This window comes from Klebsiella sp. C349492 (genome assembly GCF_042055345.1).
In the GTDB taxonomy this organism is placed as follows: Bacteria; Pseudomonadota; Gammaproteobacteria; order Enterobacterales; family Enterobacteriaceae; genus Klebsiella; species Klebsiella scottii.
The window spans coordinates 366682-387870 of record NZ_JANQCE010000005.1; the positions used below are offsets into that span (position 1 = coordinate 366682).

Sequence of the window (21189 nt, forward strand, 5' to 3'; positions counted from 1 at the left end):
AGGGATTAACCTCTTATTACAACTGTGTTAAAAACAGCGTCAGGATACTCTATATCCAGTTTCTTTCAAACTTTCGTTTGAAATCTACCGGTTATGGTTTTCGCCCGGTCGCTACAATGTACACTTCACGCGAACGAGCACGGGAAGAGTCCGGCTTACGAACTTTGACCTTCGTAAACAGGGAGCGAATTTCTCTTAGATACTCATCGAAGCCTTCGCCCTGGAACACCTTAACTACAAAACTACCACCTGGCGCTAATACATCACGAGCCATTCCAAGCGCCAGTTCCACCAAATACATGGCCCGGGGGATATCCACCGCCGGTGTTCCGCACATGTTTGGCGCCATATCGGACATGACAACTTGTACTTTACTGTCACCTACGCGCTCAAGTAACGCTTTCAGGACTAATTCATCACGAAAGTCGCCCTGAAGGAAGTCCACACCAACGATTGGATCCATCGGTAAAAGATCGCAAGCGATGATGCGGCCGCTGTTTCCGATCTGCGTGACCGCATATTGCGACCAGCCTCCGGGTGCAGCACCGAGGTCAACAATCGTCATCCCCGGCTTAAAAATCTTGTCACTCTGCTGTATTTCATCAAGTTTAAACCAGGCTCGGGAACGTAACCCCTTTTTCTGTGCCTGGAGAACATATTTATCGCTAAAGTGTTCCTGAAGCCAGCGGCTGGAACTGGCAGAACGCTTTTTACCTGTCATTTAACATTCCCATTTCGGGTTCATCATACTTTGCGACGTAAAAATCGACACTGTAGTTTGGCGATATATGGGAGATGGCGGTAGAATGAACCGTTTTCAATCCCAACGTAAGCAAAAAAATACGATGAATCTGAGTACTAAACAAAAACAGCACCTGAAAGGTCTGGCACATCCGCTCAAGCCGGTAGTTATGCTTGGCAATAATGGTTTGACCGAAGGGGTACTGGCCGAGATCGAACAAGCGTTAGAGCACCATGAGCTCATCAAGGTGAAAATTGCCTCGGAAGACCGCGAGACTAAAACCCTGATCGTGGAAGCTATCGTACGCGAAACCGGCGCCTGTAACGTACAGGTCATCGGTAAAACGCTGGTCCTGTACCGCCCATCTAAAGAGCGTAAAATCTCGCTGCCACGCTAAGAATATCCTGAATCTCGACACAACATTGTGTAAAACGAGGGATTTCTGCAGGTAGACGAGCAAAATGCCATGCTCTGGACGTTGATAAAAGGCCGCTATGCGGCCTTTTTCCTTTCTTTACAATCCATCAACAGCGTAGCGGGAAATGCGAATTAAAGGTACTCAACCTTGATAATTTCGTATTCGACCTCGCCACCTGGCGTGCGGATTGTCACAACATCATCCTGCTCTTTACCGATCAGCCCGCGAGCGATCGGGGAGTTCACGGAGATAAGATTCTGCTTAAAATCAGCTTCGTCGTCGCCCACGATGCGATAAATCTGTTCTTCGTCGGTATCAAGGTTCAGAACGTTCACCGTCGAACCAAAAATCACGCGGCCGTTATTCGGCATTTTGGTGATATCGATAACCTGCGCATTGGACAGCTTGGCCTCAATATCTTTGATACGTCCTTCACAGAAACCCTGCTGTTCGCGGGCCGCATGGTACTCAGCGTTCTCTTTGAGATCGCCATGTTCGCGGGCATCGGCGATGGCTGCAATGATTTCAGGGCGACGAACGGATTTCAGAAAATCCAGCTCTTCGCGCAGTTTTTCAGCGCCACGTAAGGTCATCGGAATAGCTTGCATTTGTTATACCTCTTTATCATTCCTTCATGGAACGGATATCCCCGTTCCGCAACCTGCCAGGCAAAAAGCAGGACAGGAGCAAAAAGAAAACCAACCCGGGAAACATTCCCCAGGTCAGCAGCAATTTTCAATTTGATACGTATTTTACCCTGAAGTTCACTATGGGTCATCGTTTACTTTACAGGGTGTTGCACCGTAGTATGACGGCTCGGTTTCAGGTTGTTAGCGCGAGATTATGCGATTTTCCAGATTTATCATCGGATTGACTGCCGGCATTGCGTTTAGCGCTCAGGCGGCGAACATTGACGAGTACATCAACCAGCTTCCTGCGGGTGCTAACCTCGCCTTTATGGCGCAAAAGGTTGGCTCCCCGACGCCGGAGATAGACTTTCACAGCCAGCAAATGGCGCTACCGGCTAGTACTCAGAAGGTGATCACCGCCCTGGCTGCCCTTCTCCAGCTGGGTCCAGACTTCCGTTTCACCACCACCCTGGAAACCAAAGGCAGTCTCGACGGCGGCGTGCTGAAAGGTGACCTGATTGCCCGGTTTGGCGGCGATCCTACGCTCAGGCGTCAGGATATTCGCAATATGGTGGCCACGCTCAAAAAGGCCGGCGTCCAGCGGATCGAAGGGAACGTCCTGATCGATACCTCGGTCTTCGCCAGCCATGACAAAGCGCCGGGCTGGCCGTGGAACGATATGACGCAGTGCTTTAGCGCCCCGCCGGCGGCCGCGATCGTCGATCGCAACTGTTTCTCGATCTCGCTGTACAGCGCGCAGAAACCCGGCGACCTGGCATTTATTCGCGTCGCCTCGTATTACCCGGTCACCATGTTCAGCCAGGTCCGCACGCTGGCCCGCGGCTCTGCGGAAGCCCAGTACTGCGAGCTCGACGTGGTTCCCGGCGATCTTAACCGCTACACCCTGACCGGCTGTCTGCCGCAGCGTAGCGAGCCGCTGCCGCTGGCCTTCGCCATTCAGGACGGCGCCAGCTATGCCGGCGTAATTCTTAAGTCTGAACTGACCCAGGCCGGCATCACCTACAGCGGCACCCTGCTACGCCAAACCCTGGCCAACGATCCCGGTACCGTGCTGGCGACCACCCAGTCGGCTCCGCTGCACGATCTCCTGCGCATCATGCTGAAAAAATCAGACAACATGATTGCCGATACCGTATTCCGCACCATTGGTCACGCGCGTCTCGGCGTGCCGGGCACCTGGCGCGCGGGTTCCGATGCGGTACGCCAAATCCTGCGCCAGCAGGCCGGCGTCGATTTGGGCAATACGATTATTGCCGACGGTTCCGGCCTGTCGCGCCATAACCTGATTGCCCCCGCCACGATGATGCAGGTGCTGCAATATATTGCCCAGCACGATAATGAACTCAACTTCATCTCGATGCTTCCGCTCGCCGGTCATGACGGGTCGCTGCAGTACCGTGCCGGCCTGCATCAGGCGGGCGTTGATGGTAAAGTTTCCGCGAAGACCGGTTCCCTGCAGGGGGTCTATAATCTGGCGGGCTTCATCACCGGCGCCAGCGGGCAGAAAATCGCCTTCGTGCAGTACCTGTCAGGCTATGCGGTACCGCCAGCCGATCAGCGCAATCGTCGAATTCCGCTGGTGCGCTTCGAGAGCCGGCTGTATAAGGATTTGTACCAAAACAACTAATACAAAAGGGCCGCATCAGATGCGGCCCTTTTCGTTCTATCCGGCGATGTTTCCCGCTTAGCATTACGTCGCGGGGAACGGATGCAAACCAGAATTAACGCTTGTAGATGAACTCAACGCCTTCTTCGTCGTCTTCGTCCCAGTCGTCATCCCAGTCTTCGTCATCTTCCACTTCGATCTCAGCGCTTTCGAGCTGCTCGCGATGGTAGTCATCCCACATAAACTCGACTTTTTCAGCCGGCTTATCTTCCTGCGCATGCACGATTGGGTTTTCGATGATAAAGGTCATCACATCCCAGCACAGGTCTTTCACGCCCTGCTGGCTCGCCGCAGAAATCAGGTAGAACTTCTCTTCCCAACCCAGCGCCTCGGCAATCGCTTTCGCCTTCGCTTCGGCTTCCGCTTTATCCATCAGGTCGATCTTGTTGAAGACCAGCCAGCGTGGTTTTGACGCCAGATCTTCGCTGTATTTTTCCAGCTCACCGATGATAATGCGCGCATTCTCTACCGGATCGGAACCGTCGATCGGCTCAATATCGATGAGATGCAGCAGCACGCGGCAGCGCTCAAGGTGCTTGAGGAAGCGAATACCAAGGCCTGCGCCTTCAGCAGCGCCCTCAATCAGCCCAGGGATATCCGCCACGACGAAGCTCTTCTCGTTATCCATACGCACAACGCCGAGACTAGGTACCAGCGTGGTAAACGGATAATCCGCGACTTTCGGCTTCGCAGCAGAAACGGCGCGAATGAAGGTGGATTTACCGGCATTCGGCATCCCCAGCATCCCAACGTCTGCCAGCAGCATCAGCTCAAGCTGTAGGTCGCGCTTATCGCCCGGCGTACCCATCGTCTTCTGACGCGGGGTACGGTTGACGGACGATTTAAAGCGGGTGTTACCCAGGCCGTGCCAGCCGCCTTTAGCGACCATCAGACGCTGACCGTGTTTGGTCATATCGCCCATGGTCTCGCCGGTCCCCTGATCGATAACACGGGTCCCTACGGGCACCTTAACCGATACGTCTTTACCACGCTTACCGGTACAGTCACGGCTTTGCCCGTTCTGCCCACGTTCAGCGCGGAAAGCTTTCTCAAAACGGTAGTCGATCAGGGTGTTGAGGTTCTCGTCCGCTTCCAGCCAAACGTCGCCGCCATCACCGCCGTCGCCGCCGTCCGGGCCGCCTCTCGGGATATATTTTTCACGGCGGAAGCTCACGCAACCATTGCCGCCATCACCTGCTACGACCAGGATCGTTGCTTCATCAACAAACTTCATTTTACTCTCCGTAAATCATTCGCCTGAGCGGGGGACAAATATCCTTCATACTTCAAGCTGCACGCGCGTTGGCGGAGCTCGCTCACTCCAGAGACATAGCTATCTATGTTCCCGGGAATTCGCTCTCTTGCCGCCTTCCTGCAACCCGAATTATTTTGGATATACTACCGCTTCATTTTTACGCCAGCGTCCCCAAAGACGATGACCAATGGCGGAAAACATCGCGCCCGCAACCACGACAAACGCACCGAGATAACCCAACAGGTTTAACATCGGTTTGACGAAGAAATCGGGCCAGGCCATTGATAATAAATCTGAAAATAACAGCGTAAACAGCGGAGTTAGCGTAATTAATGCGCTCACCTGCGCTGCCTGCCAACGCGCCATCGCTTCCGCGAGTGCGCCATAACCTACCAGCGTGTTCAAACCACAAAAGATCAGGCACGCCAGCTGCCAGTCGCTTAGCTGGGATATCACGCCCGGCTTTGCCAGCGGCAATAATGCGATAGTACATAAAGTGTACAGCAAAAACAGGATTTGCTGTGATGCCAGACGACGCAATAATACCTTTTGCGCGACGCCGTAGCTCACCCACACCGTCGCTGCAGCCACGCCAAAAATCACACCCCAGGTGTAATCCGTCAGGCGGGTAAAAATCTCGATCAGGCTGGTGTTGAAGAACATCACCAGCCCGCAGAGCAGCATTATCGCGCCGATAACCTGCGTCCCGCGCATCTTCTCCTTGAGGATAAAGACGCTGGCGACCATCATGCCAACCGGGGACAGCTGACCAATCACCTGCGAGGCCGTCGGGCTTAAATATTGCAAGGACGAGCTGAACAGAATGAAGTTACCGAACAGGCCGCCCGTCGCGATAGCCAGTAAAATTAGCCAGCGAGGTTTACGGAAAATACGCAGCGGCGGCAGCTTACCTTTAATCGCCAGGATCAACCCGAGGCCAATACTCGCCATTAAAAAGCGATAGAACACCACCGTTGGCGGTTCCATCACTTCCAGAACCTGCTTCATTGCGATGGGCAGCGCACCCCAGCACATTGCGGTGGTGAGCGCCAAAACAATACCTATGCCGGCCTGCTGCTTCATGCCCGTTTTACCTGCGGAAAATTTTCCGGACTTCTAATGTAAAAAGCCCCGCAACACGTTGCGGGGCTTTAATCCGTTACCGGACCTCGAAAACCTTACTCAGCAACGATGCTGATATATTTACGGTTGTTCGGGCCTTTAACTTCAAATTTCACTTTACCGTCTGCTTTAGCAAACAGAGTGTGGTCACGACCGCAACCTACGTTGTTACCAGCGTGGAATTTAGTGCCACGTTGACGAACGATGATGCTACCCGCCAGAACGGTTTCGCCACCGAAACGCTTAACGCCCAGGCGTTTAGCTTCTGAGTCGCGACCGTTACGAGTTGAGCCGCCAGCCTTTTTATGTGCCATTTAAATCTCTCCTCAGGTCTTAGGCGCTGATGCCAGTAATTTTCACATCAGTGAACCACTGACGATGGCCCTGCTGCTTACGGTAGTGTTTACGACGACGAAACTTAACGATTTTAACTTTCTCGCCACGACCGTGAGCAACAACTTCAGCTTTGATTACGCCGCCCTCAACGAAAGGAACGCCGATCTTGATTTCTTCACCGTTTGCGACCATCAGCACTTCAGCGAACTCAACAGCTTCGCCAGTTGCGATGTCCAGCTTTTCCAGGCGAATGGTCTGACCTTCGCTTACTCGGTGTTGTTTACCACCACTTTGGAAAACCGCGTACATATAAAACTCCGCTTCCGCGCACCTCTTAATGTGATTTAGAGTGCGCTATAAATATTCACAATAGGGCGCGAATATTACGCAAAAGGCGAGCCTTTGACAAGAGCGATCGTCGCTCAACGCAGAAAAAAAACACAACTTTCACGCTAACGTTTATCTATGCCATTTTTTCAGTACAATCGTATCTTCTTTTAATTCTATCTTAATCCTGCTGTGAACCCACCTGGATTCGCGGTTACAGGACATGTGGCCCGGCTTTTGCGATGAATTTAGAAAAAATCAATGAGTTAACCGCGCAAGATATGGCGGGTGTCAATGCGACAATCCTTGAGCAACTCGACTCAGATGTTCAGCTTATCAATCAGTTAGGCTATTACATCGTCAGCGGAGGCGGTAAACGTATTCGTCCGATGATTGCGGTCCTCGCGGCGCGCGCCGTCGGTTACCAGGGGAATGCGCACGTCACCATTGCCGCGCTGATCGAATTTATCCATACCGCGACCCTGCTTCATGATGATGTTGTTGATGAGTCGGATATGCGTCGTGGCAAAGCCACGGCCAATGCGGCTTTTGGCAATGCAGCCAGCGTGCTGGTTGGTGATTTTATCTATACCCGCTCTTTCCAGATGATGACCAGCCTCGGTTCGCTGAAGGTGCTGGAAGTTATGTCGAAAGCCGTTAACGTGATTGCCGAAGGTGAAGTCCTGCAGCTGATGAACGTTAACGACCCGGACATCACGGAAGAAAACTACATGCGGGTGATTTACAGCAAAACAGCCCGACTGTTCGAAGCGGCCGCACAATGTTCCGGGATTCTCGCCGGCTGTACCGAGGAACAGGAGCGGGCATTACAGGATTACGGCCGCTATTTGGGCACCGCTTTCCAGCTGATCGATGATTTGCTGGACTATAGCTCCGACGGCGAACGTCTTGGTAAAAACGTGGGCGATGACCTGAACGAAGGTAAACCTACGCTACCGCTGCTGCATGCGATGCGTCATGGCACCCCAGAGCAGTCCGCAATGATTCGAGGCGCAATCGAACAGGGTAACGGACGTCACCTGCTGGCGGCAGTCCTCGAGGCAATGGCAGCCTGCGGTTCGCTGGAATGGACGCAAAAACGCGCGGAGGAAGAAGCCGATAAGGCGATTGTCGCGCTTCAGGTTTTACCCGACTCGCCGTGGCGCGAAGCGCTCATCGGCCTTGCGCACATCGCCGTGCAGCGCGATCGCTAACGACCCTTTCGCCCTTCCCGCGCCCGGCGCGGGAAAGTTCCAAAAAAAACCTTCCCCGCTAAACCCCCGCCTTTAACCTTGATGAATTCTGAATATTCGATCCATTTACTGGAACTTGTTAGAACTTTAATAAACCAGGGGTATAGTTGTTCAGTCGTCCGCTTGGGGCGATCTGGAACCTTATCAGCAGGAGAATTTATGGATAAGTTCATCGATTGGCACCCGGCCGATATTATCGCCGGATTACGCAAAAAAGGAACGTCGCTGGCGGCGGAATCACGACGCAACGGATTGAGCTCCTCTACCCTGGCCAATGCACTAACCCGGCCGTGGCCCAAAGGCGAACTGATTATTGCTAATGCGCTGGAAACCACACCCTGGGCTATTTGGCCGTCACGCTACCACGACCCGATTACCCATCAGTTTATCGACAGAACGCAGATGATACGCCAAAAGAAAAGTGAGAAGTGAGTCGAGGTAATAGAGGGTACTACAGCCCCCGGACAGACGTCAGAGGGCTGCTACAACAGGTTTACTCGCCTTTTACGCGTTCGATATTCGCGCCCAGCGCCTGCAGCTTATCTTCAATACGCTCGTATCCACGATCGATGTGATAAATACGATCGACAATCGTGGTGCCTTCTGCAATACAACCCGCCAGCACCAGGCTTGCCGATGCACGCAGGTCGGTTGCCATGACCTGAGCGCCGGAGAGCTGGGCCACGCCGTGGCAGATCGCCGTATTGCTTTCGATTTCCGCGTGCGCGCCCATACGGATCAGCTCCGGAATGTGCATAAAGCGGTTTTCGAAAATGGTTTCGGTAATCACGCCGGTGCCTTCCGCCACCAGGTTTAGCAGCGTAAACTGCGCCTGCATGTCGGTCGGGAATCCCGGGTGCGGCGCGGTGCGTACGTTGACGGCTTTAGGACGATTACCGTGCATATCAAGGCTAATCCAGTCTTCGCCGGTCTCAATATCGGCACCCGCATCGCGCAGCTTGGCCAGTACGACGTCGAGGGTATCAGGCTGCGCATTGCGGCAGACGATTTTACCGCCGGAGATTGCCGCAGCGACCAGGAAGGTCCCGGTTTCGATACGGTCCGGCAGCACGCGATATACGCCGCCGCCCAGACGCTCTACGCCTTCAATGGTAATACGGTCAGAACCCTGGCCCTTAATTTTCGCACCCAGCGCAACGAGGAAGTTGGCCGTATCGACGATTTCCGGCTCACGCGCGGCGTTTTCGATGATGGTTGTGCCTTCAGCCAGCGTCGCGGCGCTCATAATGGTGACGGTCGCGCCAACGCTGACCTTATCCATAACGATATGCGCGCCCTTGAGACGTCCATTGACCGATGCCTTGACGTAGCCCTCTTCCAGCTTGATCTCGGCACCCAGCTGCTCCAGGCCGGTAATATGCAGGTCAACCGGACGGGCGCCGATCGCACAGCCGCCCGGCAGCGAAACCTGGCCTTGGCCAAAACGCGCCACCAGCGGCCCCAGCGCCCAGATAGAGGCACGCATGGTTTTGACTAAATCGTACGGAGCACAGAAGACGTCAACCGGGCCCGCATCAATCCATACGGAACCGTTACGCTCAACTTTGGCACCTAGCTGGCTCAGCAGTTTCATCGTGGTATCGATGTCTTTCAGCTTCGGTACATTCTGGATTTCAATCGGCTCGTCTGCCAGCAGTGCGGCAAAGAGGATCGGCAGAGCTGCGTTTTTCGCACCGGAGATGGTGACTTCGCCCTGGAGACGAGTCGGACCCTGAACACGGAATTTATCCATTGATTCTGTTCTCTGTTAAGAATTCATATACGCTGCAGGGAGCATCCCTACAGCTTAAAAGCCATTTAGTTTGCGATCGCGGGCCCATTCCTGCGGGGTATACGCCTTGATCGACAGAGCATGGATGCGGTTGTCGGCAATATATTCCATCAGCGGGGCGTAGATAGTCTGCTGCTTCTTCACCCGGCTCATGCCGTCGAACAGCTCGCCCACAGCAATAACCTGAAAGTGACTGCCATCGCCAGAGACGTGGACTTCCTGGAGGGAGAGTGCGTTCATCAGCACGGTCTGAATTTCATGATTTTCCATGGGTTCAAATTTTATCTGGTAGTGAAAATAGCCCAACATCTTAGAGGAAAGTGACGCGGTCTTAAACAAGCAAAAAGCCCCATCGAAAATATTGATGAGGCTTTGCGGATAGCGTCAGCAGTAACACTCTGAAAAACTATGGGATCATATCGGCAGGAAGGTTGTAAAGACCGACCAGCGTTTGCAAATTATCGCTCTTGCCGATCAGCCGCGCCTCCCTGCCCTGACGACGAATCAGCGCCACGAAATGCACCAGCAGCGCAAGGCCGGCGGTATCGACCCGGGTTACCGCGCTCAGGTCGATAGCCGATACGCCTTCAGTCGCCTGCGCACGGTCGTCCCAGAGCGGGACCAGCAGATCCTGGTCCAGCTCCCCCTGCAGCGCCAGGCAGTCGCCGCGGCGAGTCCAGCTCAGCTGCCCGGTCATTATTTTTTCTGTTCCAGCGTAATCGGCTGCGCGGAGATCGATTTCAGCTGCGCGGTCAGGCCGTCAACGCCTTTAGTACGCAGCAGATCGCTCCACTCGTTCTGCTTGGTGGTGATCATGCTCACCCCTTCAGCAATCATGTCGTAAGCCTGCCAGTTGCCGGTCTGGGTGTTTTTACGCCACTGGAAGTCCAGGCGCACCGGCGGACGGCCGTTAGGATCGAGGATCGTCACGCGGATAGGGACGATAGTCGCATCGCCCAGCGCCTGTTCCGGCGCGATTTGATAGGTCTGACCGTGATACATCGCCAGCGCCTGACCGTATGCCTGCTTCAGATATTCGCGGAAGGCGGTAAAGTAGGCCTCACGCTGCGCCGGGGTCGCATCTTTGTAATAACGGCCCAGCACCAGCGCGCCAGCGTACTTCACCTGCACATACGGCATCAGCTCCTGGTCGACGATCTCGCGCAGATAGTTCGGGTTAGCCTGAATCTTCGGCTGCTCGTTTTTCAGGCGGTCGAAGGTTTTCTGCGCGGCTTCATCCATCAGCTTGTACGGATTGGACTGATCCGCTGCGGTCGCAGCAGTCAATGGCGCAATCGCCAGCATGGCGATCATCAGTAAGCGTTTAAACATATCGGGTCTCTCCTGAAATTAGTGCGTCGTGGCGGCAGGCTGCGCTGCGTCAGTATGACTTTCCTGGGCCGTCGGATCATCGCCAGAATTCTTATTGTCGCTGCCTTTACTGTTGTAAAGGAACTGGCCAATCAGATCTTCCAGAACCATGGCCGATTTCGTGTCCTGAATCGTCCCGCCGTCTTTAAGGATAGATGTCCCCAGCTCCGGGTCTTCAAAACCCATGTTCAGAGCCAGGTACTGCTCGCCCAGCAGGCCCGAAGTACGAATGGCCAGCGAACTGGAGTCAGGAATATGGTTGTAGCTCTCATCGATATCGATGGCCACCCGCGGCAGATAGGTTTTTGTATCGAGCGTGATATCCGCCACCCGGCCCACGACCACGCCGCCAATGCGTACCGGCGACCGCGCCTTCAGGCCACCGATATTGTCGAACGTCGCGTAAAGACGATACGTCGGCTCGGTCCGCAGAGAGGTCACGTTCGCTGCTTTCAGGCATACAAACAGAGCCGCCAGCAGCGCCACCAGTAAAAATACGCCTACCCAGATTTCACTTTTTTTCGTTTGCATGAACTCAATTCCCAAACATCAGCGCAGTCAGCACAAAATCCAGCCCCAGAACCGCCAGCGACGAATGCACCACGGTGCGCGTCGTTGCCCGGCTAATCCCTGCGGAAGTGGGGATAGCATCATAACCGTTAAATAACGCTACCCATGTCACCGTAATGGCGAAAACCAGACTCTTAATCAGGCAGTTAACCAGATCCATTCGCCAGTCGACGGCATTTTGCATCGCGGTCCAGAAGAACCCGCTGTCGATACCTTTCCAGTTAACGCCAACCAGCGAACCGCCCCAGATCCCCACCGCGACAAAAATAACCGTCAGCAGCGGCAGTGAGATCACCCCGGCCCAGAAGCGCGGCGATATTACGCGACGCAGCGGATCGACGGCCATCATCTCCATGCTTGAGAGCTGTTCGGTCGCGCGCATCAGCCCTATTTCGGCGGTCAGCGCCGAGCCGGCACGCCCGGCGAACAGCAGCGCGGCAACCACCGGCCCCAGCTCGCGCAGCAGAGAGAGCGCCACCAGCATACCAAGACTGGTTTCCGCGCTGTAGGTGGTCAACACCAGATAGCCCTGCAGGCCCAGCACCATGCCGATGAACAGCCCCGACACGATGATGATCAGCATCGACAGCACGCCAACGTTGTACAACTGGCGCACCAGCAGCGGCGCGTGCTTACGAAACTCCGGCTTGCCCACTACGGCGTTGAAAAGCATTAATCCGGCACGCCCAAAAGCCGCGGTGGTTTTAATCCCCCGATGCCCGAGCGATGCCAGCATATTTAGCAGCATCAGTCGTTTAACTCCCTATGCCTAATAAATCATGCTGATAGTCGCCTGCCGGATAGCGGAACGGCACCGGGCCGTCGGCGATACCATCAATAAACTGGCGAACCCGAGGGTCGGCATTTTCCCGCAGCGAGCGGGCGCTGCCGTGGGCGACAATTTTCTTGTCGGCCACGATATAGGCGTAATCCGCAATACTGAGCACTTCCGGTACGTCGTGCGATACCACGATACACGTAACGCCCAGGGTGCTATTGAGTTCGGAAATCAGCTTAACCAGCACGCCCATAGTGATGGGGTCCTGCCCGACAAACGGTTCGTCGAACATGATGAGATCCGGCTCCAGCGCAATAGCTCTTGCCAGCGCCGCGCGGCGCGCCATGCCACCGGATAGCTCAGAAGGCATCAGCATTGCCGCTCCGCGCAGGCCAACGGCCTCAAGCTTCATCATCACGGTAGTATGCAGCAGCGCTTCGGGCAGATGAGTGTGCTCACGCAGCGGATAGGCCACGTTATTAAAGACGTTCATATCGGTGAACAGCGCGCCTGACTGAAACAGCATGCTCATGCGCTTACGCACGGTATACAGGCGCGAACGCGACATCTGCGGCACGTTTTCGCCATCAAACAGGATCTCGCCGCTATCCGGCGGGATTTGACCGCCGATCAGGCGCAGCAGGGTCGTTTTACCGATTCCCGATGGCCCCATGATCGCCGTGATCTTACCGCGCGGCACTGACAGCGAGATATCATCAAAGATCGCGCGATCGCCTCGGGAGAAGCTGATACCGCGTACTTCGACTAAATTCGCCAGAGTTTGGCTCATAAAATCATCCTTACAAAACATCCCTCAGGCTAAGCATGGTGCTTTCTTCCACCATAAACCCAACATTTTTACAGAATCTTACCTGCCCGGGTTAGCGAAAGCTGGCATTTGTTTTACTTTTGACAAACATAAAGTCAAAATTAAGAATTCGTTACGCTGCGTACGGACGGTCAGCGAGGCGACGATTATACCTGAAGAAAGGACTTTAGATGCTCTTAGCGACGGCTCTGTTAATAATTGGTTTACTGCTGGTGGTCTACAGCGCCGATCGTCTGGTCTACGCCGCTTCAATATTGTGCCGCATGATAGGGATCCCGCCGCTTATCATTGGTATGACGGTGGTGAGCATCGGTACCAGCCTGCCCGAGATCATCGTCTCCGCGGCCGCCTCCCTGCACGGACAGACCGATCTGGCCATCGGCACGGCGATCGGATCGAACATCACCAATATCTTATTAATTCTTGGCCTCGCCGCCTTACTTCATCCATTTACCGTACATTCTGATATCCTGCGCCGCGAACTGCCGCTAATGTTGCTGGTCAGCGTGCTCGCGAGCTTTGTCCTGTATGACGGTCAGCTCTCCCGCATGGACGGTCTTTTTTTACTGGCGTTAGCCATACTATGGCTGCTGTTCACGGTAAAAATAGCGCGCATCGCCGAACGTCAGGGTAACGATAGCCTGACCCGGGAACAGATAGCGGAGCTGCCGCGAGAAGGTTCGCTTCCCGTAGCCCTGCTGTGGCTGGGGGTGGCGATGATTGTCATGCCGATGGCGACCCGCATGGTGGTGGATAATGCCACCGTGCTGGCGAACTACTTCGCCATCAGCGAACTGACCGTCGGCCTCACGGTGGTCGCCATCGGCACCAGCCTGCCGGAACTGGCGACCGCGATTGCTGGCGCACGTAAAGGGGAAGATGATATTGCCATCGGGAATATCATTGGCGCCAATATCCTTAATATCGTCCTGGTTCTCGGGCTGCCGGCGCTGATCGCGCCGGGCTCCTTCGCCCCCGAAGCGTTTACGCGCGACTATGCCGTCATGATGCTGGTCAGCGTAATTTTCGCCCTGCTGTGCTGGCGCCGAAAACGGCAGCCCAGCCGGCTCGCCGGGGCGCTGCTGGTCGGCGGTTTTGTGGTTTGGTTGGCGATGCTGTACTGGGCAGCACCGCTCTTTGGTGAATGAATCGGGATACCATTATGTCGCAAATAGATTTGCCAACGGATTTTGACTTTCAACAGGCAGGCCGCAAGGTCCTGGAAATTGAACGTGAAGGTCTGGCTCAGCTCGATCAATACATTAATGAAGATTTTACGCGCGCCTGCGAAACGATTTTCCGCTGCGCCGGCAAAGTGGTGGTCATGGGGATGGGCAAGTCCGGCCACATCGCGCGTAAAATGGCAGCCACCTTCGCCAGCACCGGTACGCCGTCGTTCTTCGTACATCCCGGCGAAGCGGCCCACGGCGATTTAGGCATGGTCACGCCGCAGGACGTTGTTATCGCCCTGTCGAACTCCGGCGAGTCGAACGAAATTTTAGCGCTGATCCCCGTACTTAAGCGACAGCGGGTGCCGCTTATCTGCATGACCAGCCGTGCGGAAAGCAGCATGGCGCGCGCGGCGGATATCCACCTGTGCGTGAAGGTGCTAAAAGAAGCCTGTCCGCTAGGCCTGGCCCCGACGTCAAGCACTACCGCGGCGCTGGTGATGGGCGACGCTCTGGCGGTCGCGCTGCTGGAAGCCCGCGGCTTTACCGCCGAAGATTTCGCGCTCTCCCACCCCGGCGGCGCGCTGGGCCGTAAGCTGCTGCTGCGGGTCAATGATATCATGCACACCGGAGATGAAATCCCGCACGTTACTCTGCAGGCCACGCTGCGCGACGCGCTGCTGGAAATCACGCGTAAAAATTTAGGCATGACCGCTATCTGCGATGATGACATGAACATCATCGGTATTTTCACCGACGGCGACCTGCGTCGGGTGTTCGATTCCGGGGTCGATATGCGTAATGCCGGCATCGCCGAGGTCATGACGCCGGGTGGAATTCGCATCCGTCCCGGCATTCTGGCGGTCGATGCGCTGAACCTGATGCAAGCCCGTCATATCACCTGCGTATTAGTTGCCGATGGCGACCGTCTGTTGGGTGTGGTACATATGCACGATCTCCTGCGCGCAGGCGTAGTGTAAGTAAGGATAAAATAATGAATAATGCTGATGCTCCGCTAGCGACCTGCTACGGACCGGTAAGCCCCGAATTTCTCGAACGCGCGGCGAAGATCCGTTTACTGATCCTCGACGTTGACGGCGTGCTTTCCGACGGTCTTATCTATATGGGCAACAACGGCGAAGAGCTGAAAGCGTTCAACGTACGCGATGGCTACGGGATCCGCTGCGCGCTGACTTCAGGCATTGAAGTGGCGATTATTACCGGGCGAAACGCTAAACTGGTAGAAGATCGCTGTAAGACGTTAGGCATTACGCATCTGTATCAAGGGCAGTCCGATAAGCTGCTGGCCTTCCGTGACTTATTAAGCAAGCTGGCCGTCCGTCCGGACGAGGTGGCCTATATTGGCGACGACCTGATCGACTGGCCGGTAATGGCAGAAACAGGCTTAAGCGTTGCAGTGGCGGATGCGCACCCGCTGCTGCTTCCACGCGCAGACTATGTTACCCGCATCAACGGCGGGCGCGGAGCGGTACGCGAAGTCTGCGATTTGTTACTATTGGCGCAGGGCAAGCTGGATGAGGCCAAAGGGCAATCAATATGAGTAAAACCAGACGTTGGGTTATCATTTTACTGTCGCTGGTCGCGCTGATCCTGATCGGCCTTAACCTGGCGGGTACCGACGATACCGCTCAGCCGGAGGTCAATCCTGATGACCCAACCTATACCAGCGAGCATACCGATACCGTCGTTTACAGTCCGGAAGGGGCGCTTAACTATCGCCTTATCGCCGAGCATGTCGCGTATTTTTCTGCGCAGGAGCTGTCGTGGTTCACTCAGCCGGTGATGACCACCTTTGATACCAACAAAGCCCCGAGCTGGTCAATCAAAGCGGATAAAGCCAAGCTGACCAACGATCGTATGCTGTATCTTTATGGGCACGTTGAGGTAAATGCGCTAAGCCCAGACTCTCAACTGCGCAAAATTACGACGGATAACGCCCAGATAAACCTGGTGACGCAGGATGTTACCTCCGATGACATGGTGACGTTGTACGGGACAACATTTAATTCCAGTGGCCTAAAAATGCGCGGGAACCTGCGCAGCAAAAATGCCGAGCTGATTGAAAAGGTTAGAACCTCTTATGAAATTCAGAACAAACAAACTCAGCCTTAAGATTGCGCTCGCCAGCGCCATACTGGCCGTCAGCCTGCCGGCACTGGCAAAGACTGGCGACACCGATCAGCCGATTCATATCGAATCTGATCAGCAGTCGCTGGATATGCAGGGCAATGTTGTCACCTTTACCGGTAATGTCGTCGTGACCCAGGGCACCATCAAGATCAATGCCGATAAGGTCGTGGTCACTCGTCCCGGCGGCGAGAGGGGTAAAGAGGTGATCGACGGATACGGTAATCCGGCAACCTTCTTCCAGATGCAGGATAACGGCAAGCCGGTTAAAGGCCGCGCGTCAAAAATGCATTATGAACTGCAAAATGATTTCGTCGTCCTGACCGGCAATGCGCATCTGGAACAGATCGATAGCAATATCCAGGGCGACAAAATCACCTATCTGGTGAAAGAGCAGAAAATGCAGGCGTTCAGCAACAAAGGCGGGCGCGTGACTACGGTTCTGGTTCCTTCGCAGCTGCAGGACAAAGGCACCGATCAGCCAAAGAAAGGTAAGTAATTCGTTATGGCAACATTAACTGCAAAGAATCTCGCCAAAGCTTATAAAGGCCGCCGCGTGGTGGAAGACGTCAGTCTGACCGTCAACTCCGGTGAGATTGTCGGCCTGCTCGGCCCGAACGGCGCCGGCAAAACCACCACCTTCTACATGGTCGTCGGGATCGTGCCGCGCGACGCCGGTAATATTATCATCGATGATGAAGATATCAGCCTGCTGCCGCTTCACGCCCGCGCGCGCCGGGGCATTGGCTACCTGCCGCAGGAAGCCTCGATTTTCCGTCGCCTGAGCGTCTACGACAACCTGATGGCGGTGCTGCAGATCCGTGACGATCTGAGCAGCGAACAGCGTGACGATCGCGCGAAAGAACTGATGGAAGAGTTCCATATCGAGCATCTGCGCGATAGCCTCGGTCAGGCGCTTTCCGGCGGCGAACGTCGCCGCGTTGAAATTGCCCGCGCGCTGGCCGCGAACCCTAAATTTATCCTTCTGGATGAACCGTTTGCCGGCGTTGACCCCATTTCGGTTATCGATATCAAACGCATCATCGAGCACCTGCGCGACAGCGGTCTTGGCGTGCTGATCACCGACCATAACGTCAGGGAAACGCTGGCCGTCTGCGAACGCGCGTATATCGTCAGCCAGGGCCACCTGATCGCCCACGGTACACCGCAGCAAATCCTTGAAGACGAGCAGGTTAAGCGCGTGTATCTTGGGGAAGACTTCAGACTCTGATAGGGTAGAGGTTACAGACGTTTTAGCCGGAGATATTAGCCCTGAATATGAAGCAAGGTTTGCAATTAAGGCTAAGCCAACAGCTTGCCATGACGCCACAACTGCAGCAGGCCATACGTTTGCTGCAGCTGTCCACGTTAGAACTCCAGCAGGAACTCCAGCAGGCGCTGGAGAGTAATCCGTTGCTTGAGCAAACCGATCTTCACGATGAGGTAGAAACCAAAGAGGTCGAGGACCGCGAATCGCTGGATAGCGTAGACGCTCTTGAACAAAAAGATATGCCGGAGGAGCTGCCGCTCGACGCCAGCTGGGATGAAATCTACACCGCCGGCACGCCGTCGGGCAACGGCGTCGATTATCAGGACGACGAGCTGCCAATTTATCAAGGCGAAACGACCCAAAGCCTGCAGGATTACCTGATGTGGCAGGTGGAGCTGACGCCGTTCACCGATACCGACCGCGCGATCGCCACCTCGATCGTCGATGCCGTTGATGACACCGGTTACCTCACTATTCGCCTGGAAGATATTGTCGAGAGCATCGACGATGACGAAATCGGCCTCGAAGAAGTGGAAGCGGTACTCAAGCGCATCCAGCGTTTCGACCCGGTTGGCGTGGCGGCAAAAGATCTGCGCGACTGCCTGCTGGTTCAGCTATCACAATACGCCAAAGAGACGCCGTGGCTGGAAGAAGCCCGGCTCATCATCAGCGATCATCTCGATCTGCTCGCCAACCACGACTTCCGTTCCCTGATGCGCGTCACGCGGCTGAAAGAGGACGTTCTGAAAGAAGCGGTTAATCTGATCCAGTCGTTAGATCCGCGTCCGGGTCAGTCGATCCAAACCAGCGAACCGGAATACGTGATTCCCGATGTGCTGGTGCGCAAGGTCAGCGATCGCTGGGTGGTAGAGCTGAATTCCGATAGCATCCCGCGCCTGAAAATCAACCAGCACTACGCCGCAATGGGTAACAGCACGCGCAACGATGCCGATAGCCAGTTTATCCGCAGCAACCTGCAGGAAGCCCGCTGGCTGATAAAAAGCCTGGAAAGCCGCAACGATACGCTGCTGCGCGTCAGCCGCTGCATCGTCGAACAGCAGCAGGCCTTCTTTGAACAGGGCGAAGAGTTTATGAAACCGATGGTGCTGGCGGACATCGCTCAGGCCGTCGAGATGCATGAATCGACGATTTCACGCGTTACCACGCAAAAGTACCTGCACAGTCCGCGCGGTATTTTTGAACTGAAGTATTTCTTCTCCAGCCACGTGAACACCGAAGGCGGAGGCGAGGCATCGTCGACCGCAATTCGCGCATTGGTGAAGAAGTTAATCGCCGCGGAGAACCCCGCGAAGCCGTTGAGTGACAGTAAGCTCACCACCATTCTGTCTGAACAGGGTATCATGGTGGCGCGCCGCACCGTCGCTAAGTACCGAGAGTCTTTATCCATTCCGCCGTCTAACCAGCGTAAACAGCTGGTGTGACCCAACCGATAAGGAAGACACTATGCAGCTCAACATTACAGGACACAACGTCGAAATAACCCCGGCACTGCGCGAGTTCGTCAACGCGAAGTTCAGCAAACTGGAGCAGTTTTTCGACAGGATCAATCAGGTCTATATTGTGTTAAAAGTAGAGAAGGTGACGCAAATTGCGGACGCCAATCTGCATGTCAACGGTGGCGAAATCCATGCCAGTGCGGAAGGGCAGGATATGTATGCCGCTATCGATGGTCTCATCGATAAGCTGGCACGACAGCTAACAAAACATAAAGATAAACTAAAACAACACTAATTGTCCGGGCGATCCTCCCTGCCGGCCGTCGTCTATTGTCGGCAGCTGGCAGGGAGCGAGCTCAGGTGAAATTATGATGAACAACGATTCAGCTCTACAACTGAGCAATGTCCTTAACCAAGAATGTACCCGTAGCCAGGTGCACTGCCAGAGCAAGAAACGCGCGCTGGAGATCATCAGCGAGCTGGCGGCAAAGCAGCTAGGTCTGCCGTCCCAGGTGGTATTCGAAGCGATCCTCACCCGCGAGAAAATGGGCAGTACCGGAATTGGCAACGGCATCGCCATTCCGCACGGTAAGCTTGAAGAGGATACGCTGCGCGCCGTTGGCGTTTTTGTGCAGCTGGAAACGCCGATCGCCTTTGATGCGATCGACAATCAGCCCGTCGATCTGCTGTTTGCGCTTCTGGTGCCGGCCGATCAGACAAAAACCCATTTGCATACGCTGTCGCTGGTAGCAAAACGGCTGGCGGACAAAACGATTTGCCGCCGCCTGCGCGCCGCGCAAAGCGACGAAGAGCTGTATGAGATTATCACCGAAGCAGGAAGCAGCGATGACGCATAACGGGAGCCATAGCCTCCCCTTTATCGTACTGAGGAGAAACGGTACATGGTACTGATGATCGTCAGCGGCCGCTCAGGATCGGGGAAATCCGTCGCCCTGCGGGCGCTGGAAGATATGGGCTTCTACTGCGTAGATAACCTGCCGGTAGTGCTGCTGCCCGAACTGGCGAGATCGCTGGCCGACAGAAACATTTCCGCCGCCGTCAGCATTGACGTGCGCAACATGCCGGAGTCGCCAGAAATCTTTGAGCAGGCGATGAAAAACCTGCCTGAGGCGTTTTCTCCTCAGCTACTGTTCCTTGATGCCGATCGCAACACGCTGATTCGTCGCTACAGCGACACGCGTCGCCTGCATCCGCTTTCGAGTAAAAACCTGTCGCTTGAGAGCGCCATCGATGAAGAGAGCGCGCTGCTGGAGCCGCTGCGCTCCCGCGCCGACCTGATCGTCGACACCTCAGAAATGTCGGTACATGAGCTGGCAGAAATGCTGCGCACGCGCCTGTTGGGCAAACGCGAGCGCGAGCTCACCATGGTCTTTGAATCCTTTGGCTTTAAGCACGGTATTCCGATCGATGCCGATTACGTCTTCGACGTGCGCTTCCTGCCTAACCCGCACTGGGACCCCAAGCTGCGTCCGATGACCGGCCTCGATAAGCCCGTTGCCGCCTTCCTCGACCGGCACACGGAAGTTCACAACTTTATTTATCAGACCCGCAGCTATCTTGAGCTATGGTTACCCATGCTGGAGACCAATAACCGCAGCTATCTGACGGTCGCTATCGGTTGTACCGGCGGTAAACATCGTTCGGTCTATATCGCCGAACAACTGGCCGACTACTTCCGCTCGCGCGGTAAAAACGTGCAGTCGCGTCACCGGACTCTGGAAAAACGCAAATCATGACCGTAAAGCAGAGCGTTGAGATCACCAATAAGCTGGGCATGCACGCTCGCCCGGCGATGAAGCTGTTCGAGCTGATGCAAAATTTCGATGCTGAAGTGCTGCTGCGCAACGATGAGGGCACGGAGGCGGAAGCCAATAGCGTGATTGCTCTGCTGATGCTCGACTCTGCGAAGGGTCGGCAAATTGAGATTGAGGCCAACGGTCCGCAGGAAGTCGAAGCGCTGGCCGCGGTTATTGCGCTGTTTAACGCCGGTTTTGACGAAGACTAACGCTGGCGTT

Annotated in this window: 28 protein-coding genes; 15 read left to right on the top strand and 13 right to left on the bottom strand. The window is 55.0% G+C overall.

The window, feature by feature from the left end; all coding sequences use genetic code 11:
- Window positions 1-91: 91 nt before the first annotated feature.
- A complete protein-coding gene (gene rlmE / locus NWP14_RS19580) occupies window positions 92-721 on the bottom strand; it encodes a 23S rRNA (uridine(2552)-2'-O)-methyltransferase RlmE (protein WP_095099894.1) in 630 nt (209 codons plus the stop codon).
- 124 nt (window positions 722-845) lie between these two features.
- Between rlmE and yhbY the strand changes: the two genes are divergently transcribed.
- Window positions 846-1139 (top strand): ribosome assembly RNA-binding protein YhbY, encoded by a 294-nt coding sequence (yhbY, locus tag NWP14_RS19585; RefSeq protein ID WP_095099897.1) that lies wholly within the window; start codon window positions 846-848, stop codon window positions 1137-1139.
- A gap of 152 nt (window positions 1140-1291) precedes the next feature.
- On the opposite strand, the gene greA is transcribed toward yhbY, so the two are convergent.
- Window positions 1292-1768 carry a transcription elongation factor GreA gene (greA, locus tag NWP14_RS19590; RefSeq protein WP_095099900.1) on the bottom strand — a complete coding sequence of 159 codons (477 nt, stop codon included), beginning with the start codon at window positions 1766-1768 and terminating at the stop codon, window positions 1292-1294.
- Between the two features lie 235 nt (window positions 1769-2003).
- On the opposite strand from greA, the gene dacB reads away from it, so the two are divergent.
- Window positions 2004-3437 carry a serine-type D-Ala-D-Ala carboxypeptidase gene (gene dacB, locus NWP14_RS19595; RefSeq protein WP_095099903.1) on the top strand — a complete coding sequence of 478 codons (1434 nt, stop codon included), beginning with the start codon at window positions 2004-2006 and terminating at the stop codon, window positions 3435-3437.
- A 94-nt stretch (window positions 3438-3531) separates the two neighbouring features.
- On the opposite strand, the gene cgtA is transcribed toward dacB, so the two are convergent.
- From cgtA to rplU, 4 genes are all read right to left on the bottom strand, one after another.
- The gene (gene cgtA, locus NWP14_RS19600; protein ID WP_095099906.1) at window positions 3532-4710 is read right to left on the bottom strand and encodes an Obg family GTPase CgtA; all 1179 of its coding nucleotides are present in this window, start codon (window positions 4708-4710) and stop codon (window positions 3532-3534) included.
- Between the two features lie 150 nt (window positions 4711-4860).
- The gene (locus NWP14_RS19605) at window positions 4861-5814 is read right to left on the bottom strand and encodes a DMT family transporter (protein WP_331834978.1); all 954 of its coding nucleotides are present in this window, start codon (window positions 5812-5814) and stop codon (window positions 4861-4863) included.
- Window positions 5815-5909: 95 nt separating this feature from the next.
- Window positions 5910-6167 (bottom strand): 50S ribosomal protein L27, encoded by a 258-nt coding sequence (rpmA, locus tag NWP14_RS19610; RefSeq protein WP_007673187.1) that lies wholly within the window; start codon window positions 6165-6167, stop codon window positions 5910-5912.
- Between the two features lie 19 nt (window positions 6168-6186).
- The gene (gene rplU, locus NWP14_RS19615) at window positions 6187-6498 is read right to left on the bottom strand and encodes a 50S ribosomal protein L21 (RefSeq protein ID WP_041147407.1); all 312 of its coding nucleotides are present in this window, start codon (window positions 6496-6498) and stop codon (window positions 6187-6189) included.
- 260 nt (window positions 6499-6758) lie between these two features.
- Between rplU and ispB the strand changes: the two genes are divergently transcribed.
- Both ispB and sfsB read left to right on the top strand, forming a co-directional pair.
- Window positions 6759-7730: an octaprenyl diphosphate synthase gene (gene ispB / locus NWP14_RS19620; protein ID WP_041147408.1), complete on the top strand. Its 972-nt coding sequence runs from the start codon at window positions 6759-6761 to the stop codon at window positions 7728-7730.
- Between the two features lie 198 nt (window positions 7731-7928).
- Complete coding sequence (gene sfsB / locus NWP14_RS19625; RefSeq protein ID WP_095099912.1) at window positions 7929-8201, top strand: DNA-binding transcriptional regulator SfsB; 273 nt, start codon at window positions 7929-7931, stop codon at window positions 8199-8201.
- 61 nt (window positions 8202-8262) lie between these two features.
- Here the strand turns inward: sfsB and murA are convergent, their stop codons facing one another.
- The 7 genes from murA to mlaF form a co-directional block, all read right to left on the bottom strand.
- Window positions 8263-9522, bottom strand: coding sequence for a UDP-N-acetylglucosamine 1-carboxyvinyltransferase (gene murA, locus NWP14_RS19630; RefSeq protein WP_095099915.1), 1260 nt, complete (start codon window positions 9520-9522; stop codon window positions 8263-8265).
- 54 nt (window positions 9523-9576) lie between these two features.
- On the bottom strand, window positions 9577-9831 hold the full coding sequence (gene ibaG / locus NWP14_RS19635) for a BolA family iron metabolism protein IbaG (protein WP_041147411.1): 255 nt from the start codon (window positions 9829-9831) through the stop codon (window positions 9577-9579).
- Window positions 9832-9967: 136 nt separating this feature from the next.
- Window positions 9968-10258 (bottom strand): lipid asymmetry maintenance protein MlaB, encoded by a 291-nt coding sequence (gene mlaB, locus NWP14_RS19640; RefSeq protein WP_095099918.1) that lies wholly within the window; start codon window positions 10256-10258, stop codon window positions 9968-9970.
- The gene (gene mlaC / locus NWP14_RS19645; RefSeq protein ID WP_095099920.1) at window positions 10258-10893 is read right to left on the bottom strand and encodes a phospholipid-binding protein MlaC; all 636 of its coding nucleotides are present in this window, start codon (window positions 10891-10893) and stop codon (window positions 10258-10260) included. Before mlaC ends, mlaB begins: the two co-directional genes overlap by 1 nt.
- An 18-nt stretch (window positions 10894-10911) precedes the next feature.
- A complete protein-coding gene (mlaD, locus tag NWP14_RS19650; RefSeq protein WP_346430610.1) occupies window positions 10912-11463 on the bottom strand; it encodes an outer membrane lipid asymmetry maintenance protein MlaD in 552 nt (183 codons plus the stop codon).
- Window positions 11464-11467: 4 nt separating this feature from the next.
- Window positions 11468-12250 carry a lipid asymmetry maintenance ABC transporter permease subunit MlaE gene (gene mlaE, locus NWP14_RS19655; RefSeq protein WP_041147414.1) on the bottom strand — a complete coding sequence of 261 codons (783 nt, stop codon included), beginning with the start codon at window positions 12248-12250 and terminating at the stop codon, window positions 11468-11470.
- A gap of 7 nt (window positions 12251-12257) precedes the next feature.
- Window positions 12258-13070, bottom strand: a complete 813-nt coding sequence (gene mlaF / locus NWP14_RS19660) for a phospholipid ABC transporter ATP-binding protein MlaF (RefSeq protein ID WP_095099923.1) — start codon at window positions 13068-13070, stop codon at window positions 12258-12260.
- Window positions 13071-13279: 209 nt separating this feature from the next.
- Here mlaF and NWP14_RS19665 point away from each other — a divergent pair, with 209 nt between their 5' ends.
- The 11 genes from NWP14_RS19665 (at window position 13280) to npr (ending at window position 21179) form a co-directional block, all read left to right on the top strand.
- Window positions 13280-14257 carry a calcium/sodium antiporter gene (locus tag NWP14_RS19665; protein ID WP_346430609.1) on the top strand — a complete coding sequence of 326 codons (978 nt, stop codon included), beginning with the start codon at window positions 13280-13282 and terminating at the stop codon, window positions 14255-14257.
- Complete coding sequence (kdsD, locus tag NWP14_RS19670; protein ID WP_375215849.1) at window positions 14254-15258, top strand: arabinose-5-phosphate isomerase KdsD; 1005 nt, start codon at window positions 14254-14256, stop codon at window positions 15256-15258. Before NWP14_RS19665 ends, kdsD begins: the two co-directional genes overlap by 4 nt.
- Window positions 15259-15272: 14 nt before the next feature.
- Window positions 15273-15839, top strand: a complete 567-nt coding sequence (gene kdsC / locus NWP14_RS19675; protein ID WP_095099925.1) for a 3-deoxy-manno-octulosonate-8-phosphatase KdsC — start codon at window positions 15273-15275, stop codon at window positions 15837-15839.
- The gene (gene lptC / locus NWP14_RS19680) at window positions 15836-16411 is read left to right on the top strand and encodes an LPS export ABC transporter periplasmic protein LptC (RefSeq protein WP_095099928.1); all 576 of its coding nucleotides are present in this window, start codon (window positions 15836-15838) and stop codon (window positions 16409-16411) included. The genes kdsC and lptC overlap by 4 nt, the downstream gene beginning before the upstream one ends.
- Entirely contained in the window at window positions 16380-16925 is a 546-nt protein-coding gene (gene lptA / locus NWP14_RS19685) for a lipopolysaccharide ABC transporter substrate-binding protein LptA (RefSeq protein WP_095099931.1), read from the top strand. Before lptC ends, lptA begins: the two co-directional genes overlap by 32 nt.
- A 6-nt stretch (window positions 16926-16931) precedes the next feature.
- A complete protein-coding gene (lptB, locus tag NWP14_RS19690) occupies window positions 16932-17657 on the top strand; it encodes an LPS export ABC transporter ATP-binding protein (protein ID WP_045856575.1) in 726 nt (241 codons plus the stop codon).
- A gap of 47 nt (window positions 17658-17704) precedes the next feature.
- On the top strand, window positions 17705-19138 hold the full coding sequence (gene rpoN / locus NWP14_RS19695; RefSeq protein WP_095099934.1) for an RNA polymerase factor sigma-54: 1434 nt from the start codon (window positions 17705-17707) through the stop codon (window positions 19136-19138).
- A 22-nt stretch (window positions 19139-19160) separates the two neighbouring features.
- Window positions 19161-19448, top strand: coding sequence for a ribosome hibernation promoting factor (gene hpf, locus NWP14_RS19700; RefSeq protein WP_004868168.1), 288 nt, complete (start codon window positions 19161-19163; stop codon window positions 19446-19448).
- A gap of 73 nt (window positions 19449-19521) precedes the next feature.
- On the top strand, window positions 19522-20010 hold the full coding sequence (ptsN, locus tag NWP14_RS19705) for a PTS IIA-like nitrogen regulatory protein PtsN (protein ID WP_041147421.1): 489 nt from the start codon (window positions 19522-19524) through the stop codon (window positions 20008-20010).
- A 45-nt stretch (window positions 20011-20055) separates the two neighbouring features.
- Window positions 20056-20910, top strand: coding sequence for an RNase adapter RapZ (gene rapZ / locus NWP14_RS19710; RefSeq protein WP_004868172.1), 855 nt, complete (start codon window positions 20056-20058; stop codon window positions 20908-20910).
- Window positions 20907-21179 carry a PTS phosphocarrier protein NPr gene (gene npr / locus NWP14_RS19715; RefSeq protein ID WP_095099937.1) on the top strand — a complete coding sequence of 91 codons (273 nt, stop codon included), beginning with the start codon at window positions 20907-20909 and terminating at the stop codon, window positions 21177-21179. The genes rapZ and npr overlap by 4 nt, the downstream gene beginning before the upstream one ends.
- Window positions 21180-21189: the final 10 nt, after the last annotated feature.

Coding starts and splice junctions, on each gene's coding strand:
- lptC (WP_095099928.1), top strand. CDS start 15,836: ATGAGTAAAACCAGACGTTGGGTTATCATTTTACTGTCGCTGGTCGCG.
- rpmA (WP_007673187.1), bottom strand. CDS start 6,167: ATGGCACATAAAAAGGCTGGCGGCTCAACTCGTAACGGTCGCGACTCA.
- ibaG (WP_041147411.1), bottom strand. CDS start 9,831: ATGGAAAATCATGAAATTCAGACCGTGCTGATGAACGCACTCTCCCTC.
- dacB (WP_095099903.1), top strand. CDS start 2,004: ATGCGATTTTCCAGATTTATCATCGGATTGACTGCCGGCATTGCGTTT.
- rpoN (WP_095099934.1), top strand. CDS start 17,705: ATGAAGCAAGGTTTGCAATTAAGGCTAAGCCAACAGCTTGCCATGACG.
- ptsN (WP_041147421.1), top strand. CDS start 19,522: ATGATGAACAACGATTCAGCTCTACAACTGAGCAATGTCCTTAACCAA.
- ispB (WP_041147408.1), top strand. CDS start 6,759: ATGAATTTAGAAAAAATCAATGAGTTAACCGCGCAAGATATGGCGGGT.
- hpf (WP_004868168.1), top strand. CDS start 19,161: ATGCAGCTCAACATTACAGGACACAACGTCGAAATAACCCCGGCACTG.
- kdsD (WP_375215849.1), top strand. CDS start 14,254: ATGAATCGGGATACCATTATGTCGCAAATAGATTTGCCAACGGATTTT.
- yhbY (WP_095099897.1), top strand. CDS start 846: ATGAATCTGAGTACTAAACAAAAACAGCACCTGAAAGGTCTGGCACAT.
- NWP14_RS19605 (WP_331834978.1), bottom strand. CDS start 5,814: ATGAAGCAGCAGGCCGGCATAGGTATTGTTTTGGCGCTCACCACCGCA.
- murA (WP_095099915.1), bottom strand. CDS start 9,522: ATGGATAAATTCCGTGTTCAGGGTCCGACTCGTCTCCAGGGCGAAGTC.
- greA (WP_095099900.1), bottom strand. CDS start 1,768: ATGCAAGCTATTCCGATGACCTTACGTGGCGCTGAAAAACTGCGCGAA.
- rplU (WP_041147407.1), bottom strand. CDS start 6,498: ATGTACGCGGTTTTCCAAAGTGGTGGTAAACAACACCGAGTAAGCGAA.
- sfsB (WP_095099912.1), top strand. CDS start 7,929: ATGGATAAGTTCATCGATTGGCACCCGGCCGATATTATCGCCGGATTA.
- mlaF (WP_095099923.1), bottom strand. CDS start 13,070: ATGAGCCAAACTCTGGCGAATTTAGTCGAAGTACGCGGTATCAGCTTC.
- mlaD (WP_346430610.1), bottom strand. CDS start 11,463: ATGCAAACGAAAAAAAGTGAAATCTGGGTAGGCGTATTTTTACTGGTG.
- cgtA (WP_095099906.1), bottom strand. CDS start 4,710: ATGAAGTTTGTTGATGAAGCAACGATCCTGGTCGTAGCAGGTGATGGC.
- lptA (WP_095099931.1), top strand. CDS start 16,380: ATGAAATTCAGAACAAACAAACTCAGCCTTAAGATTGCGCTCGCCAGC.
- npr (WP_095099937.1), top strand. CDS start 20,907: ATGACCGTAAAGCAGAGCGTTGAGATCACCAATAAGCTGGGCATGCAC.
- mlaC (WP_095099920.1), bottom strand. CDS start 10,893: ATGTTTAAACGCTTACTGATGATCGCCATGCTGGCGATTGCGCCATTG.
- mlaB (WP_095099918.1), bottom strand. CDS start 10,258: ATGACCGGGCAGCTGAGCTGGACTCGCCGCGGCGACTGCCTGGCGCTG.
- rapZ (WP_004868172.1), top strand. CDS start 20,056: ATGGTACTGATGATCGTCAGCGGCCGCTCAGGATCGGGGAAATCCGTC.
- rlmE (WP_095099894.1), bottom strand. CDS start 721: ATGACAGGTAAAAAGCGTTCTGCCAGTTCCAGCCGCTGGCTTCAGGAA.
- kdsC (WP_095099925.1), top strand. CDS start 15,273: ATGAATAATGCTGATGCTCCGCTAGCGACCTGCTACGGACCGGTAAGC.
- lptB (WP_045856575.1), top strand. CDS start 16,932: ATGGCAACATTAACTGCAAAGAATCTCGCCAAAGCTTATAAAGGCCGC.
- NWP14_RS19665 (WP_346430609.1), top strand. CDS start 13,280: ATGCTCTTAGCGACGGCTCTGTTAATAATTGGTTTACTGCTGGTGGTC.
- mlaE (WP_041147414.1), bottom strand. CDS start 12,250: ATGCTGCTAAATATGCTGGCATCGCTCGGGCATCGGGGGATTAAAACC.